This window comes from Aureibaculum flavum (genome assembly GCF_016406085.1).
In the GTDB taxonomy this organism is placed as follows: Bacteria; Bacteroidota; Bacteroidia; order Flavobacteriales; family Flavobacteriaceae; genus Aureibaculum; species Aureibaculum flavum.
In genome coordinates this window covers 1-14,178 of the sequence record NZ_JAEHFJ010000006.1, presented here as the reverse complement: position 1 = coordinate 14,178, position 14,178 = coordinate 1, and the positions used below count along the sequence as shown (strand labels likewise).

The following is a 14,178-nucleotide window of genomic DNA, read 5'->3' as shown; positions in this document are numbered from 1 at the left end:
GCGAAGTAGGGCACTAAAACTTTTCAAACACTCCCAATCCGAATAAGGCAAAATCGTATTTTACTGGATCTTTTGGATCTAATTCACGTAAATTATGGTCTAATTCCGCCAAGGCCTTGGCGTCATTTTGCTTTCGGGTAAGCAATCCTAATTTTCTGGCTACATTACCAGAATGTACATCTAAAGGACAAGACAATGTTGATGGGGCAATGGAATCCCAGATTCCAAAATCTACACCAGCAGTATCTTTTCTAGCCATCCATCGTAAAAACATATTGATCCGTTTGGCAGCAGAGCCTTTTAATGGGTCTGAAATATGTTTTTGGGTTCTTGGTAAATGATCTAACTCAAAAAACACTTTTTTTAAATTATGAATGGCATTTTGGGTCGAATTATTTTCAATATGTTGCGAAAATACAGCCTCTAAGCCACCATGGTTTTTATAAATATGCTGTAATGCCTGTATAAAATAAGCAAAATCATTTCCGTTAAACGTTCTATGTACAAAATTTTCTAATGATTTTAATTCACTAGGTTTATGATTGATAATAAAATCATGTGGACTATTATCCAACAATTCCATCATTTTATTGGCATTATTGATGATCATTTTTCGATTTCCCCAAGCGATGGTTGCGGTTAAAAAAGCTGAAATTTCAATATCTTCTTTTAGCTGAAATCGATGTGGAATAAGGATAGGGTCAGACTCAATAAATTTAGGGTTGTTGTATTCAACAACCTTCACATCTAAAAACTCTTTTAGTTCGGCTTTTTTCATACCCATCTTCGTACTTTTTCACAATATTGGGTATATACATCACCAAATATTTCTTTCAACGCCTCTTCTTCTGGTTTAATTTGATAATTAGTGAGATACCAACCATAGATAAATAAAATAATGATATTATAGTAATTACCAAATCCGAAAAACAATGCCGTTTGTATGATCACCAAGCCTAAATACATTGGGTTTCTAGTATACTGATAGAGACCTGATATTATCAGCTTTGTGGCTTTTGAAGGATGCATAGGATCAATTGAGGTATGAGCTTTTTTAAAAGATAATACCGAAAAAAGGCCAATGATGGTCCCAAGAATAAATAAGAGTAGCACAACTACATTTTGTAATGCAAATGAGAAATTTTTACCTGTTAATTTTGTAATTATAAACATTGCCACAGCAAAGATTAAAAATTGGATGGCTGGTGGAATTTTAAGTTTCATTTAAATCTATTTAGAAGAATAATTTAATATTTTATGAAGTAACTATTTGGAAATTTCAAACTATCCTGGTAAAAAGATTCGTTTAAGCTTCTTACCATGAAGCCTTACCAGTTCACTTTCAATATATTTAATAATTTCAGGACAGCCACGATCAAAATCTTCGCTAACAATTTTCTTCGTTTTACCATTTAAACTGAACGTTACCGTTAGCATACTGGTACAAGATTCATTAGGAGTATATTCCTCTTTTAAGTCCCAAATATCAGCCGCTATTATTTTTTGAACCAATGTATCTCTATCTGCTTTAGAAATAGCCTTTTCAGATGTTGTATAGTAATCTTGATATTCAACGGAATCACTAAGCTCCAAAGAATCCATTTCCTTTTGTGGATAGAAAGTAATAGTGCTGTCTTTTAAAACAAACGTATCATAGTGAAAAGCACCGCGTTCTACTTTTAGTTCTAAAGTAGAAAAATCAGTGTTATTATTTTCGTTGCTATCGTTTACTTTAGGTTTTTGACAAGCTACAATACTTGTAAATAATAAAAATAGGACTATAAGTTTCTGCATTGCGTTGTAAAAAGAGTTCGATTCAAATATAGAAATTCTTATTCGTTAAAACTATCCAAATTACTATCTTCGTTGTCAAAACTAATTCTTGGCATTTACTAATTTACATACATCTATAGAATACCTAAAAGGTGTCGGCTCTGCTCGTGCGGATTTGCTGCGTAAGGAATTAGGTATTAGAACTTTGTCTGATTTGTTGCATTTTTTTCCGAACAGATACTTGGACCGTACTCAATTTTTTAAAGTAAACGGTTTGCTACAAAATTCGGCAGAAGTCCAAGTCGTTGGTAAAATAGTAAACATTAAAACGGTTCAACAAAAAAGAGGAAGTAGACTTGTGGCCACTTTTATTGATGACACGGGCACTATGGAATTGGTTTGGTTTAGAGGTGTAAAGTGGATTAAAGAATCTTTAAAACTAAATACAGCCTATGTAGCTTTTGGAAAAGTAAATCATTTTAACGGTACCTTCAGTATGCCACATCCTGAATTGGAATTGGTAACGGAATATAAAAAGAGTTTACAAACGGCGATGCAGCCGGTGTATCCATCTACTGAATTATTATCTAAAAAAGGAGTCACCAATAGGATTGTCTCTAAAATGATTCAAAACTTATTTCTCGAATTAGGAAATAGATTTCAAGAAAACCTACCCGTAGCTATTATTGATAAGCTGCATTTAATTTCTAAAGGGGAAGCCTTATTTAATATTCATTTCCCTAAGAGTCCACAACTGTTAACGAAAGCCCAACAACGTTTAAAGTTTGAAGAGTTATTTTTTATTCAGTTGCAACTGATTCGCAAAAACATGATTCATAAAACCCAAATTAAGGGCTATGTTTTTGATACCATTGGCGATTATTTTAACACGTTTTATAACAACTATTTACCTTTTGAATTGACCAATGCTCAAAAACGAGTGGTTAAAGAATTTAGAAAAGACATGAGTACGGGTGCTCAAATGAACAGGCTTTTACAAGGAGATGTAGGTTCTGGTAAAACGATAGTAGCACTTTTAACTATTTTAATTGCTTTAGATAACGGATTTCAAGCGGCCTTAATAGCCCCAACAGAAATATTAGCAAATCAACATTTTATTGCCATTACAGAATTATTATCTGAAATGGATATTCATGTAAAAATCCTTACCGGGTCAACAAAAACAAAAGAACGAAGAATTATTCATGCGGCCTTAGAAGATGGGTCTTTAGATATATTAATAGGTACACATGCCTTGTTTGAAGATAAAGTGCAATTCAAAAAGTTAGGAATTGCGGTTATTGACGAGCAACATCGCTTTGGGGTAGCTCAACGAGCAAAAATGTGGATGAAAAGCCCATCCCCTCAGGAAACTTCGGAACCTAATGAAGAAAAAGCTGCGACAAATAATCAAACTAAGGTAACAGCTCCCATCCCTCCGCACATTTTAGTAATGACGGCAACACCTATTCCTAGAACTTTAGCAATGAGTGTCTATGGCGATTTAGATATTTCTATTATAGATGAGTTACCGCCAGGCAGAAAACAAATCATTACAGCTCATCGATACGACAGCAATAGGTTGAGTGTTTTCAAATTTATGAAAGAAGAAATTGCGAAAGGCAGACAGGTTTATGTGGTATATCCATTAATACAAGAATCAAAAAAACTCGATTTTAAAGATTTAATGGATGGCTATGAAAGTATTTCAAGAGAGTTTCCGCAACCAAAATATCAAATTAGTATTGTTCACGGACAAATGAAATCGGCCGATAAAGATTATGAAATGAATCGTTTTATAAACCATGAAACACAAATTATGGTGGCTACAACGGTAATAGAAGTTGGCGTTAATATACCCAATGCAAGTGCCATGGTCATAGAAAGTGCAGAGCGTTTCGGACTTTCTCAATTACATCAATTAAGAGGTAGAGTAGGGCGTGGGGCCGAACAGAGTTTTTGTATTTTAATGACGAGTTTTAAATTAACTAGCGATGCCAAAACGAGACTAGAAACGATGGTGGCCACCAATGACGGATTTGAAATTGCTGAGGTTGATTTAAAATTACGTGGACCTGGAGATTTAATGGGCACTCAACAAAGTGGGGTTTTAAATTTAAAGATTGCAGACCTTGTTAAAGATGGTGCTATTTTAAAACGAGCAAGAGAAATGGCTTTTGAACTCTTAAAAAATGACCCGAATTTTTTAGATCCAAATAATTTACAATTAAAGAGAACCTATCAAGAAATAACAAAGAATAAGGCGATTTGGGCTAATATAAGTTGAAAAAAGTCCCAAATTGGACATCTAGGACTTTTATAGGGAAAAAAGGAGTTGTTGTAATAATCAATATTATAACACATCAAAATTATGATTTTCACGGGGTTATCTAATCGTTTTTGAAATTAGTTATGAACTATACTATTAACAGTTTTTACCTAAGATGATTTTTTTTAATTATTATGATGTTTATCATCTTTTTTGTTAAATTCGTTAACTACTTTTACTGCACTGATTTAAACTTTTCATTTGATAAACAATAAGGAGTTTGAGTCAGTTCAATTTTTTAAAATATTAGGTTATGACAATAATTACAGACGGAGGATCTACAAAATGTGACTGGATAGCAATTGATGACAACGGCATCCAATTGTTTGAAAAGGTGAGAACAAAAGGATTGAACCCTGCTATTTTAACTCCTGGTGAGTTAATGGGGAGAATTCAAGAAAGTGATAGACTAAAACTTCACAAAAATGATGTAGAACATATCTATTTTTACGGAGCAGGTTGTGGTACTGATGGACCCAATAAAGCATTAACTGAAGTATTAGAAAAATTATTTCCTAATGCCGAAGTTGTTGTTGCTGAAGACACGTTAGCAGCCATATATTCTACTATTGACAATAATGAGCCTGCTGTGGTTTGTATATTAGGTACCGGTTCTAATTGTTCGTACTATAATGGTGAAGGTATTGAGCAACGCGTAAAATCTTTGGGCTATATGTTAATGGATGATGCCAGTGGTAATTATTACGGAAAGCAAATGATAAGAGATTACTTTTTTAAGGTAATGCCAGAAAGTTTACGAGTAGGTATGGCCGAGCGGTATAATATGGATGAAGATTTTATTAAATATAATCTATACAAACAACCGAACCCCAATGCCTATTTAGCAGATTTTGCAGAATTTTTATTCTTAAATAAAGATTTAAAATATAGCACAGATTTAATTAAAAGTGGCATTAGAGTATTTACAAAAAGTATGATAATGCAATATAAAGAAGAGATAAAAACTGTACCCGTGCATTTTGCAGGTTCTATTGCGTATTATGCACAAGACGAAATAAATGAAGTGGGTGCAGAAATGGGCTTCAAAGTTGGTAATTTTGTGAGAAGACCTATTGAAGGATTGGTTAACTATCATGCTAAAAACATCCATTAAAATTAATAGTATCTTAACGTTATCAGGGCGTCTTATTTTTATGTAATGCCTAATTTTTCCAGCGTAAAAACAAATAGAAAAGAACATATGGAAATTGCTTTAATAGCACACGATGGAAAAAAAGCTGAGATGGTTCAGTTTTTAAATGAACACAGAGATATATTATTAAATAAAGAGATAACATTTGTTTCTACCGGAACTACGGGAGAGAAAGTGGAAAAAGCGGGATTTAAAGTTCAAAAGTTACTTTCAGGGCCATTAGGAGGCGATGCTCAGATAGCAGCTAGAGTAGCGGAAGGGAAATGTAATATGGTACTCTTTTTTAGAGATCCCTTAGAAAAACACCCGCATGAACCCGATGTATTAATGCTCATGCGTTTGTGTGATGTACATGATGTGCCTTTGGCCACCAATCCTGCAACAGCCGATTTATTAATTGGAGCTATTTAACAGCAATCATAGAAATTTCTACATTTACATTTTTAGGTAAGCAAGCTACTTGAACGGTTTCTCTTGCCGGAGCTGTTTCGTCATTAAAATAAGCACCATAAATTTCATTAATTTTGGCAAAATCGTTCATGTCTGCTATAAAAATTGATGTTTTTACTACATTTTCAAAAGTCATATCCGCTTCAGCCAATACCGCTTTTAAGTTTTCCATTACTTGTTTGGTTTCCGATTGAATATCTTCTAAAATCAAATTTCCTGTTTCAGGATCAAAAGCAATTTGACCAGAAGTAAAAAGCATACCATTGACTAAAACAGCTTGGTTGTACGGACCTATTGGTGCTGGAGCTTTTGAAGTTGTAATTATTGTTTTCATCGTTATGTTATTTTAATTTTTATCAATAGTTATGTATTGAAGTTATTGGTGTAATTGTCATTGCGAGGCATTCGATAAAGTCTATTCTTAAATAACTTCTTAAAACACCTGTGGCAATCTCATGTATACGATTACAATATCGATTTTCTCTATTCTCTATTCTCTATTCTCTATTCTCTATTCTCTATTCTCTATTCTAGCTACTCTAAAACCCTCTAGCGTTCATAATACGCTAAACCTTCCACAACCATTTCATTACTTGACTCAGCATCAATAACAAATTCGCCAATATTTTTTAATAAAATATAACGAACCGTTCCTTTTATATTTTTTTTATCATGCTTCATCAATTCTAAAATAGCAGGTATGTGTTCTTTTGAAATCGTTGTTTTTCCATAGGTTTTAAGTACATATTGCTTAAGAGCATCTAGTTCCGCTTCAGGAAAACCACACTGTTGTTTAGAAATATAAGCTTCAACAATCATTCCAATGGCAATGGCTTCTCCATGTAATAAGCGGTCTAAGTCTTTATGGTCTAAATAATAAGATTCAATAGCATGGCCCACGGTATGTCCGAAGTTAAGCACTTTACGTAATCCTGTTTCTTTAAAATCTTCTAAAACTACCTTATTTTTTATTTCAATAGATTGATAGATGATGTTGTTTAAAGCAGCAACCTCTTTCCATTTATCTTGTTTTATGGTGGCTAATAAATCGGCGTCAAAAGTTAAACCATATTTGATAACTTCAGCCACACCAGATTTTAATTCTCGTTCAGGTAAGGTCTCTAAAAACGTACTGTCAATTAAAACCATTTCCGGATTAGAAAACAGCCCTACTAAATTTTTTAAATTGTCTAAATCTACGCCCGTTTTACTTCCAACAGAAGCATCAACCATACTGAGAAGGGTAGTAGGTATGTTTATAAATTTAATTCCACGTTTAAAGGTAGACGCTACAAATCCGCCAAGGTCAGTAACCATACCGCCACCAATGTTTATAATTAAACTTTTACGGTCTGCCTCTAGTTCAGTTAATTTTTTCCAAACATGAACACAGGTGTTAATATTTTTATTGATTTCACCATCTTTTATAGTAATGGTTTGGATAGTAACACTATTCGGAATTTTCGTTTTAAACTTTGGTAAACAAAACTTGTGCGAGTTATTATCTGTAAGAATATAAACTTTACTAATCTCATTTTTAGAGATATAATCGTTTAAATTTTGATACGCATCGTCATTAAAATAAATAGAATAACTGGCAGAAATAATTGGCTTCATGAGTTGATTTGTATTGGTTTTTAACGAATCCTAGCCCTACGTTTCGCAATTGGGACTGTTCGCAAATAATTATGCCACTGCGTCATATCATTTTTAACATGCTTGTGTCATATGAAATAAAAAATATTTGCGAATTTATCGAAAAATAAGTGAATTGGTTTCAACTTTTGGTATTAATGCGAAAATAAGTCTTTTTTGGAGCCCATTAGTAACTTTTTCGAATGGGAAAATGGATCACTTCTAGAAAAAAATGTAAAAAAACAGTCTAAAAATGGGCGTTTTTTAAAGCGAGAGATAAATTGAAATCTGTGAATGAAGAGAACAATCTTCTTATTATATTTGTATACATAAATCAACCGAATGAGTACAATATTTGAAGATACAAAAACGGCATTTGCTTTAAAATCAGATGCCGAGTTAGAACGAGCTTACTTTTTATTTAAGATGATAAAAAGTGAACCGTTGGTTAGAATTGGCACAGCCATCACCAATTTTGCATTAAAAGCCCATTTACCAGTAGAACAATTGATTAGAGCTTCTGTTTTTGATCATTTTTGTGGCGGTGTAGATGAGAAGGATTGTTTAGACAACATAGAAAAAATGTACGAATACCATGTACATTCTGTGTTAGATTATTCCGTTGAAGGTAAGGAGGCAGAAAACCAGTTTGATTTGGCATTAGAGAAGACCTTACAAAATATAAATTTTGCAAAAGAAAAAGGGAGTATTCCGTTCGCTGTATTTAAACCCTCAGGATTTGGAAGATTCAATTTGTATGAAAAGGTAACCGCTGGAGAGACCTTAACTGAAGAAAAACAAGGAGATTGGGGCAGAGTAGTAAAACGTTTTGATACCGCATGTAAAGCTGCTTATGACAAAGATGTATGTTTATTAATTGATGCTGAAGAAAGTTGGATGCAAGATGCAGCTGACGATTTAATTGAAAGCATGATGGAGAAATATAATACGGAGAAAGCGATTGTTTTCAGTACGCTACAAATGTACAGATGGGATCGTTTAGAGTATTTAAAGAACTTACATCAAAAAGCGGAAGCCAAAGGCTATAAAATAGGAATGAAATTGGTGCGAGGAGCGTATATGGAAAAAGAGCGTGAAAGAGCAAAAGAAAAAGGCTATCCTTCGCCCATTTGTAAAGATAAAGCAACCACTGACGAAAACTATGATGCGGCCATTGAATATATGCTTACCGGTCAAGGTTTGTCTTTATATGCAGGTACGCATAATGAATTAAGCACCTTAAAAGCAATGGAGCTGGCAGTAAAAAAAGGGCTAACAAAAGATAACGATACCATTTGGTTTGGTCAATTGTATGGTATGAGTGACCATATAACTTACAATTTAGCAAAAGAAGGCTATAATGTTTCTAAATACATGCCGTATGGAGCCGTTAGAGATGTGATGCCTTATTTAATACGTAGGGCAGAAGAAAATACTTCTGTAGCCGGACAAACCAGTAGAGAACTAAGCTTACTTAAAAAAGAACGTACCCGACGTAAAAAACAAGGACGTTTGTAAGTGACAATTATATTATAAAAATTTACAATTTTTAAAACCCAAATAAAGCTTGGCTTTATTTGGGTTTTTATTTACTAAAATTTAGCCGTTGCTTAACCGTTAAAAACGGCTAATACTATTTAAACAATGTAAGAAGTTCAATAATAATATAGGTTGTAGCATTATGCTAAAAAAAATAATTACATTTATAGGATAAATAAAAAAGAAGGGCAATTGCGTTTATACAATTGTTAGCGGTAATTAGAATGAACATCGTTTTTACATCAAAAGTCATGATTAAATAACACAAAAAACCAAATGTCGCGTAAATGTCGTATATAAAACACCTCAAATTTTTGGCAAGTTTTACGATTAGAGATAATTTTACTTAAAATTTCAATTTGAATGGATAGACTAGATTTCGGAAAAAAATTAATTAGAATAAGAAAAGCAAAAGGATTAACGCAAGCTGAAGTTGCAGAAAAATGCAACATAACAATACGTACAATTCAAAGAATTGAATCTGGTACTGTTAAACCAAGAAGCTCTACCATCAAAATTATTTCTGAATTCTTAGAAGTTGATTTTTTTGAAAACTCAATTCAAAATTCAGATTTTAAAAACCATACTGTTCTATGGTATTTAAAAGACATCTTTAATTTAAAAACAAACACAATGAAAAAAATTTCAATTTTATCTGCTTCTCTTTTTATTTTAACTTTTATAGGCATAAACATATTTAGTACTGAAGCACAATCTAAATCACCTAATAAACAAGAGGAAGTAATATTAGAAAGTCAAAACAAAAAAATTAATTTTTCTAAGGAATTTGATGAATTTAAAGTCGAAGGAAATTTTGTATTTGTTACAAAAAATAACAAACACGGTTTGATGAATCTAGATGGAGAAACAATAATTCCTTGTGAATATGATATGTTTGAAGTTGAAAATAATTACGTACTAACCCTAAAAGGCAATAAACGTGGTTTGATGAATCTAGATGGAAAAACAATAATTCCTTGTGAATATGATATGTTTGAAGTTGAAAATAATTACGTACTAACCTTAAAAGGTAATAAACGTGGTTTGATGAATCTAGATGGAAAAACAATAATTCCTTGTGAATACGATATGTTTGAAGTTGAAAATAATTACGTACTAACCTTAAAAGGCAATAAACGTGGTTTGATGAATCTAGATGGAAAAACAATAATTCCTTGTGAATACGATACTATGAAATTTGAAGAAGGAGTTGCCATTGTAACCAAAAATGGAAAGACAAAGCAAATACGAATTTAAAACTACCGCTAACACCGTATATAATTTATTGCTGGCTTCTCGCTTACTTACGAAAGTCCTCGCGGACTTTCTTGGTCGGTAATTATTTACTAAATTAGTTGCTTGAAACACGCAACAAACCATATACAACAACGTTGTATGCAAGTGTGGAGGAACATCTGTCAAATAATCGGATTGTTAAATGAATAAAGCCTTCACTAGCAAATTTTAAAATGATAGAACTATCAACTTGAAATAAAATTTGTAAAAGAGCAGGTTTGACCAATACAAATTAGCATTATTTAATTCTCCCGAATTTCTAATTCCTCTACAGTTTATTTAATAAATTCTTCTCTGTTTTTTACAATGGTAGGTACGTGAGGTACTATCCAATCAGCTAGATCGACTAATTTTTTCAAAAATATATAGCCTTGATCAGTTAAGTTATACTCTACCCTAATAGGTACTTCTGGATAAACAGTTCTTAATACATGACCATCTCTTTCTAGAGTTCGCAACGATTTAGTCAGCATTTTAGGAGATATGCCTACCACACTTCTTTTTACATCAGCAAAACGGAGCACTTTGTGTTTTCCAAGAACTAATACTATCATCATTGTCCATTTATCCAACATTGCAGCTAATACATCTTTAATAGGACATACTTCTGATGGATTTTCTACATCCAAATTAGCCAACATCTCTTGCATTCTTTTGTCATTCATACTACTAAATTTCTATTTAACTTTTATAAAAACTAAGATTTACTAATCATAACTAACTGATTTACATAAGTACCTAATATATACTAAGACTACAAAGGTAACTTAAAATCCATTAATCGCTATAATTTACAAGTCACTAATTTTTTCTTGAAAAAAGTTTATTTTTTTTTAACGCTAAAGTCTTCACATCAACAACACTATCCTTTTGTATACTTGCTAACCTAAACGTAACGTATTGTACAACAGTAGTATCTTTTGTATACTTGCATCATATTAGAAACTAAAACTTCATCCCTGAAGAAAAAAATAGAAATTATGAATACAATAAAGAAAGTAAGCTTAGCACCGAAAACAATAGAAACTGCAAACACGTTATCAAGCTCCATTTTAGAAACCTCTAAAAAAAGAGCTGGAATGATTGCCAATATGTATGGCACCATGGCAAATAACGATGCGTTACTTGATGCCTACACCTACGCTTATGATTCGTTTAGAAAAAATGCAGGTTTTACTCCACAAGAACAGGAAGTTATATTTTTATCTATGAATTATGAAAATGGATGTGAATACTGTATGGCTGCACATAGTGTTATTGCAGACCGTATGTCAAAAGTCCCTAAAGAAGTAACTGATGCAATACGAAATAATACAGAAATTCCTGATGAGAAATTGAAGGCATTAAGTTTATTTTCTAAAATAATGATAGAGAAACGAGGCTATCCTTCAGAATTAGATATTGAAAACTTTTTGAATGTAGGCTATACAAAAAGTCATATTCTTGGTGTTGTTACAGGGGCAGCTGTTAAAACAATGAGTAACTACACAAATCACATCTTTGATATCCCAGTAGACAAAGCATTTGAAAGCAGAGCTTGGACTAAAAACTAATTTTAAACTAGAAAAAATGTCAGATAAGATAAAAATAAACATCGTTTCAGATGTGGTTTGTCCTTGGTGTCTTATTGGATACAAAAGACTTCAGCAAGCCATTACCGAAATGGAATTACAAGATAAAGTAGAAATCATATGGGAACCTTTTGAATTAAACCCAGGTTTGCCTGCAGAAGGCATAGATCAATATCTATACAGGTCGCAAAAATATGGAGCAAGCAATGAGGAAACAGATGTACATAAATTACGCTTAGCTGCTATGGCTGAGGCTGAAGGCTTTAAATTTGATCTTTTTGATGGCATGAAAGTGGTGAATACAAAAAATGCACATATTTTACTAGACTATGCCAAAGGTTATGGTTTACAGACCGAATTAAATTCGCGTTTAGTAGCATCTTTTTTTAGCGAACGAAAGGATATATCTGACAAAGATGTTCTATATAAGGAATTACTGGCTGTTGGACTGAACGCTGATGAAGGGATTAAAAAATTAGATGATACAGAAGCTCGTAAGCACGTTGAACAACAATTACAATATTGGAAAAACCAAGGAGTATCAGGTGTACCAACCATGTTTTTCAATGACTCAGAACCTGTTGGTGGAGCACAATCTGTTGCAAGTTATAAGCAAGTGTTAGCCGAGGTTTTAGCAAATTAAAATATAGAAAAATTATGAAAAACCAAATAGACAAAGGACTTCAGTCTATGTACACGCCATTAAAATCCTTTACTTATTTGGCAAGTAGAAATTGGGGTATTAAGATGATGAATTTCTCAGCTCGTATGTTTAATGGAAAAAAAATAAAAGGACTACATAATGAAGAACGTTTTATTCCAAGTAAGAATGGTGGTCCTGATATTAGAGTACGCATTTTTAAACCTCTAAATGTTAAAGGGAGATTACCTCTATTACAATATATACATGGTGGAGGTTATATTTTAGGAAGTCCAGAAATGATGCCGAATCTTGATATTATTAAACAATTTATTGAAAAAAGACCATGTATAGTTATCGCTCCCGCTTATAGAAAAGCTTTAGACACTCCTTATCCTGCTGCTTTTAATGATTGTTATGACACCTTGTTGTGGGCAAAAGAAAATGCTGAAGAACTCGGCATTTATGATGATAATTTTATGGTAGCTGGTCATAGTGGTGGTGGTGGATTAACAGCAGCTGTTACTATAAAAGCAAGAGATACAGGTGATTTTAACATTGCTTTTCAAATGCCTTTTTATCCAATGATAGATGACCTTCAGAATACTAATTCGGCTAAAGAGATGACATCGGTTCCTGTTTGGAATACAAAATCAAATAAAAAAGGTTGGGATTCTTATTTGAAAAATATTAAAGCTAATAATGAAGAAGTTCCTGCTTACGCAGCGGCAGCAAGAAATAAAGATTACACCAACTTCCCTCCAACCATCTCATTTGTGGGTGATATGGAACCATTTAAGGATGAAACAATTGCTTACATTGATGCTTTGAAACAGGAGAATATTGATGTGAAGTTCAAATTATATAAAGGTGCATATCACGGTTTTGATGCTTACGTTCCTAATGCTCAAATTTCTAAAGATGCGGTAAAATTTACGTACGATTCGTTTGGCGAATTCTATGATAAATATATAAAGCAATGATTCATGTTCAAGTTTTCCCATTCAACCCCGTTCAAGTAAATACATATGTGCTTTGGGACTCTGAAACAAAAGATTGCATTCTTATAGATCCAGGTTGTTGGAATACAGAAGAAGAACAAATACTAGTTTCTTTTATAGAAAAAGAGCAATTAAAGGTTACTAAAATCGTGCTGACACATGCACATTTTGACCACGTAGCAGGCGTTAACTTTGTATTAAAGCAATGGAAAGTTCCTTTAATAGGTCATAAAGAAGCTAATTTACTAATGCCAAGAGTTCCAGAAATGGCTGGCTGGTTTAATCTTCATATGGAACCCGTATCTCCATTAACCAATTATGTCAAAGAAGGAGATACGCTACCCTTAGGAACGTCTAGGTTTGAGATTATTCATGTACCAGGTCATTCACCAGGAAGTATAGTCCTTTACTGTGAACAGCAAGATTTTATGATTGGTGGAGATGTTCTTTTCAAGGGGGATATTGGTCATACAGAAGTACCATATGGCAACTTAAAGATTTTAGTAGATGGTATTAAAAAGAAATTATTAATTAAGCCCGATGCTACTATTGTTTATACCGGTCATGGACCTTCTACCACAATAGCTTATGAAAAGAAGTATAACTCTTATGTGATATAATCGCATACCTTAATATTTTAAAGGTTTATAAGAAAACAAAAAGGTTAGATTTGTTGAGGAATAAACTAACTGTTACATATAAGCACCTGCATACAACAAAGAACTGAGCTAAAAAACAAACAATTTCTTCATTAAATTTACACACTATTATTCTAGGCTCAAAATACGATT

General features: G+C 32.8%; 15 protein-coding genes. 9 read left to right on the top strand and 6 right to left on the bottom strand.

Annotated features, from left to right (window positions below):
* Positions 1 to 13: 13 nt before the first annotated feature.
* From JBL43_RS12940 to JBL43_RS12930, 3 genes are read right to left on the bottom strand one after another with little or no spacing between them, the layout of a single operon-like run.
* The gene (locus JBL43_RS12940; RefSeq protein ID WP_198841838.1) at positions 14 to 778 is read right to left on the bottom strand and encodes a TIGR02757 family protein; all 765 of its coding nucleotides are present in this window, start codon (positions 776 to 778) and stop codon (positions 14 to 16) included.
* Complete coding sequence (locus JBL43_RS12935) at positions 775 to 1,224, bottom strand: methyltransferase family protein (protein WP_198841837.1); 450 nt, start codon at positions 1,222 to 1,224, stop codon at positions 775 to 777. The genes JBL43_RS12940 and JBL43_RS12935 overlap by 4 nt, the downstream gene beginning before the upstream one ends.
* Positions 1,225 to 1,284: 60 nt before the next feature.
* Positions 1,285 to 1,794 (bottom strand): DUF6438 domain-containing protein, encoded by a 510-nt coding sequence (locus JBL43_RS12930; RefSeq protein ID WP_198841836.1) that lies wholly within the window; start codon positions 1,792 to 1,794, stop codon positions 1,285 to 1,287.
* An 88-nt stretch (positions 1,795 to 1,882) separates the two neighbouring features.
* On the opposite strand from JBL43_RS12930, the gene recG reads away from it, so the two are divergent.
* The 3 genes from recG to JBL43_RS12915 all read left to right on the top strand — a co-directional run bounded on the left by recG (position 1,883) and on the right by JBL43_RS12915 (position 5,666).
* Positions 1,883 to 4,060 (top strand): ATP-dependent DNA helicase RecG, encoded by a 2,178-nt coding sequence (gene recG, locus JBL43_RS12925; RefSeq protein WP_198841835.1) that lies wholly within the window; start codon positions 1,883 to 1,885, stop codon positions 4,058 to 4,060.
* A 295-nt stretch (positions 4,061 to 4,355) separates the two neighbouring features.
* On the top strand, positions 4,356 to 5,216 hold the full coding sequence (locus tag JBL43_RS12920; RefSeq protein ID WP_198841834.1) for an N-acetylglucosamine kinase: 861 nt from the start codon (positions 4,356 to 4,358) through the stop codon (positions 5,214 to 5,216).
* 87 nt (positions 5,217 to 5,303) lie between these two features.
* Positions 5,304 to 5,666 (top strand): methylglyoxal synthase, encoded by a 363-nt coding sequence (locus JBL43_RS12915; RefSeq protein ID WP_198842018.1) that lies wholly within the window; start codon positions 5,304 to 5,306, stop codon positions 5,664 to 5,666.
* Here JBL43_RS12915 and JBL43_RS12910 read toward each other — a convergent pair.
* Both JBL43_RS12910 and aroB read right to left on the bottom strand, forming a co-directional pair.
* Complete coding sequence (locus tag JBL43_RS12910; RefSeq protein WP_198841833.1) at positions 5,659 to 6,039, bottom strand: RidA family protein; 381 nt, start codon at positions 6,037 to 6,039, stop codon at positions 5,659 to 5,661. The two genes, JBL43_RS12915 and JBL43_RS12910, sit on opposite strands and share 8 nt — an antisense overlap.
* A 215-nt stretch (positions 6,040 to 6,254) precedes the next feature.
* Positions 6,255 to 7,322, bottom strand: a complete 1,068-nt coding sequence (gene aroB, locus JBL43_RS12905; RefSeq protein WP_198841832.1) for a 3-dehydroquinate synthase — start codon at positions 7,320 to 7,322, stop codon at positions 6,255 to 6,257.
* Between the two features lie 360 nt (positions 7,323 to 7,682).
* Here aroB and JBL43_RS12900 point away from each other — a divergent pair, with 360 nt between their 5' ends.
* Positions 7,683 to 8,858: a proline dehydrogenase family protein gene (locus tag JBL43_RS12900; RefSeq protein ID WP_198841831.1), complete on the top strand. Its 1,176-nt coding sequence runs from the start codon at positions 7,683 to 7,685 to the stop codon at positions 8,856 to 8,858.
* A 384-nt stretch (positions 8,859 to 9,242) separates the two neighbouring features.
* Complete coding sequence (locus JBL43_RS12895) at positions 9,243 to 10,136, top strand: WG repeat-containing protein (RefSeq protein WP_198841830.1); 894 nt, start codon at positions 9,243 to 9,245, stop codon at positions 10,134 to 10,136.
* Between the two features lie 314 nt (positions 10,137 to 10,450).
* Here the strand turns inward: JBL43_RS12895 and JBL43_RS12890 are convergent, their stop codons facing one another.
* Entirely contained in the window at positions 10,451 to 10,840 is a 390-nt protein-coding gene (locus JBL43_RS12890; RefSeq protein ID WP_198841829.1) for a winged helix-turn-helix transcriptional regulator, read from the bottom strand.
* Between the two features lie 315 nt (positions 10,841 to 11,155).
* Between JBL43_RS12890 and JBL43_RS12885 the strand changes: the two genes are divergently transcribed.
* From JBL43_RS12885 to JBL43_RS12870, 4 genes are read left to right on the top strand one after another with little or no spacing between them, the layout of a single operon-like run.
* Complete coding sequence (locus tag JBL43_RS12885) at positions 11,156 to 11,728, top strand: carboxymuconolactone decarboxylase family protein (protein ID WP_233098774.1); 573 nt, start codon at positions 11,156 to 11,158, stop codon at positions 11,726 to 11,728.
* 16 nt (positions 11,729 to 11,744) lie between these two features.
* Positions 11,745 to 12,389 carry a DsbA family oxidoreductase gene (locus JBL43_RS12880; RefSeq protein WP_198841828.1) on the top strand — a complete coding sequence of 215 codons (645 nt, stop codon included), beginning with the start codon at positions 11,745 to 11,747 and terminating at the stop codon, positions 12,387 to 12,389.
* Between the two features lie 14 nt (positions 12,390 to 12,403).
* Positions 12,404 to 13,369 (top strand): alpha/beta hydrolase, encoded by a 966-nt coding sequence (locus JBL43_RS12875; protein ID WP_198841827.1) that lies wholly within the window; start codon positions 12,404 to 12,406, stop codon positions 13,367 to 13,369.
* Positions 13,366 to 14,007: an MBL fold metallo-hydrolase gene (locus JBL43_RS12870; protein WP_198841826.1), complete on the top strand. Its 642-nt coding sequence runs from the start codon at positions 13,366 to 13,368 to the stop codon at positions 14,005 to 14,007. Before JBL43_RS12875 ends, JBL43_RS12870 begins: the two co-directional genes overlap by 4 nt.
* Positions 14,008 to 14,178: the final 171 nt, after the last annotated feature.

Coding starts and splice junctions, on each gene's coding strand:
- JBL43_RS12915 (WP_198842018.1), top strand. CDS start 5,304: ATGGAAATTGCTTTAATAGCACACGATGGAAAAAAAGCTGAGATGGTT.
- JBL43_RS12875 (WP_198841827.1), top strand. CDS start 12,404: ATGAAAAACCAAATAGACAAAGGACTTCAGTCTATGTACACGCCATTA.
- JBL43_RS12890 (WP_198841829.1), bottom strand. CDS start 10,840: ATGAATGACAAAAGAATGCAAGAGATGTTGGCTAATTTGGATGTAGAA.
- JBL43_RS12940 (WP_198841838.1), bottom strand. CDS start 778: ATGAAAAAAGCCGAACTAAAAGAGTTTTTAGATGTGAAGGTTGTTGAA.
- aroB (WP_198841832.1), bottom strand. CDS start 7,322: ATGAAGCCAATTATTTCTGCCAGTTATTCTATTTATTTTAATGACGAT.
- JBL43_RS12885 (WP_233098774.1), top strand. CDS start 11,156: ATGAATACAATAAAGAAAGTAAGCTTAGCACCGAAAACAATAGAAACT.
- JBL43_RS12870 (WP_198841826.1), top strand. CDS start 13,366: ATGATTCATGTTCAAGTTTTCCCATTCAACCCCGTTCAAGTAAATACA.
- JBL43_RS12935 (WP_198841837.1), bottom strand. CDS start 1,224: ATGAAACTTAAAATTCCACCAGCCATCCAATTTTTAATCTTTGCTGTG.
- JBL43_RS12900 (WP_198841831.1), top strand. CDS start 7,683: ATGAGTACAATATTTGAAGATACAAAAACGGCATTTGCTTTAAAATCA.
- JBL43_RS12910 (WP_198841833.1), bottom strand. CDS start 6,039: ATGAAAACAATAATTACAACTTCAAAAGCTCCAGCACCAATAGGTCCG.
- JBL43_RS12880 (WP_198841828.1), top strand. CDS start 11,745: ATGTCAGATAAGATAAAAATAAACATCGTTTCAGATGTGGTTTGTCCT.
- JBL43_RS12895 (WP_198841830.1), top strand. CDS start 9,243: ATGGATAGACTAGATTTCGGAAAAAAATTAATTAGAATAAGAAAAGCA.
- JBL43_RS12930 (WP_198841836.1), bottom strand. CDS start 1,794: ATGCAGAAACTTATAGTCCTATTTTTATTATTTACAAGTATTGTAGCT.
- JBL43_RS12920 (WP_198841834.1), top strand. CDS start 4,356: ATGACAATAATTACAGACGGAGGATCTACAAAATGTGACTGGATAGCA.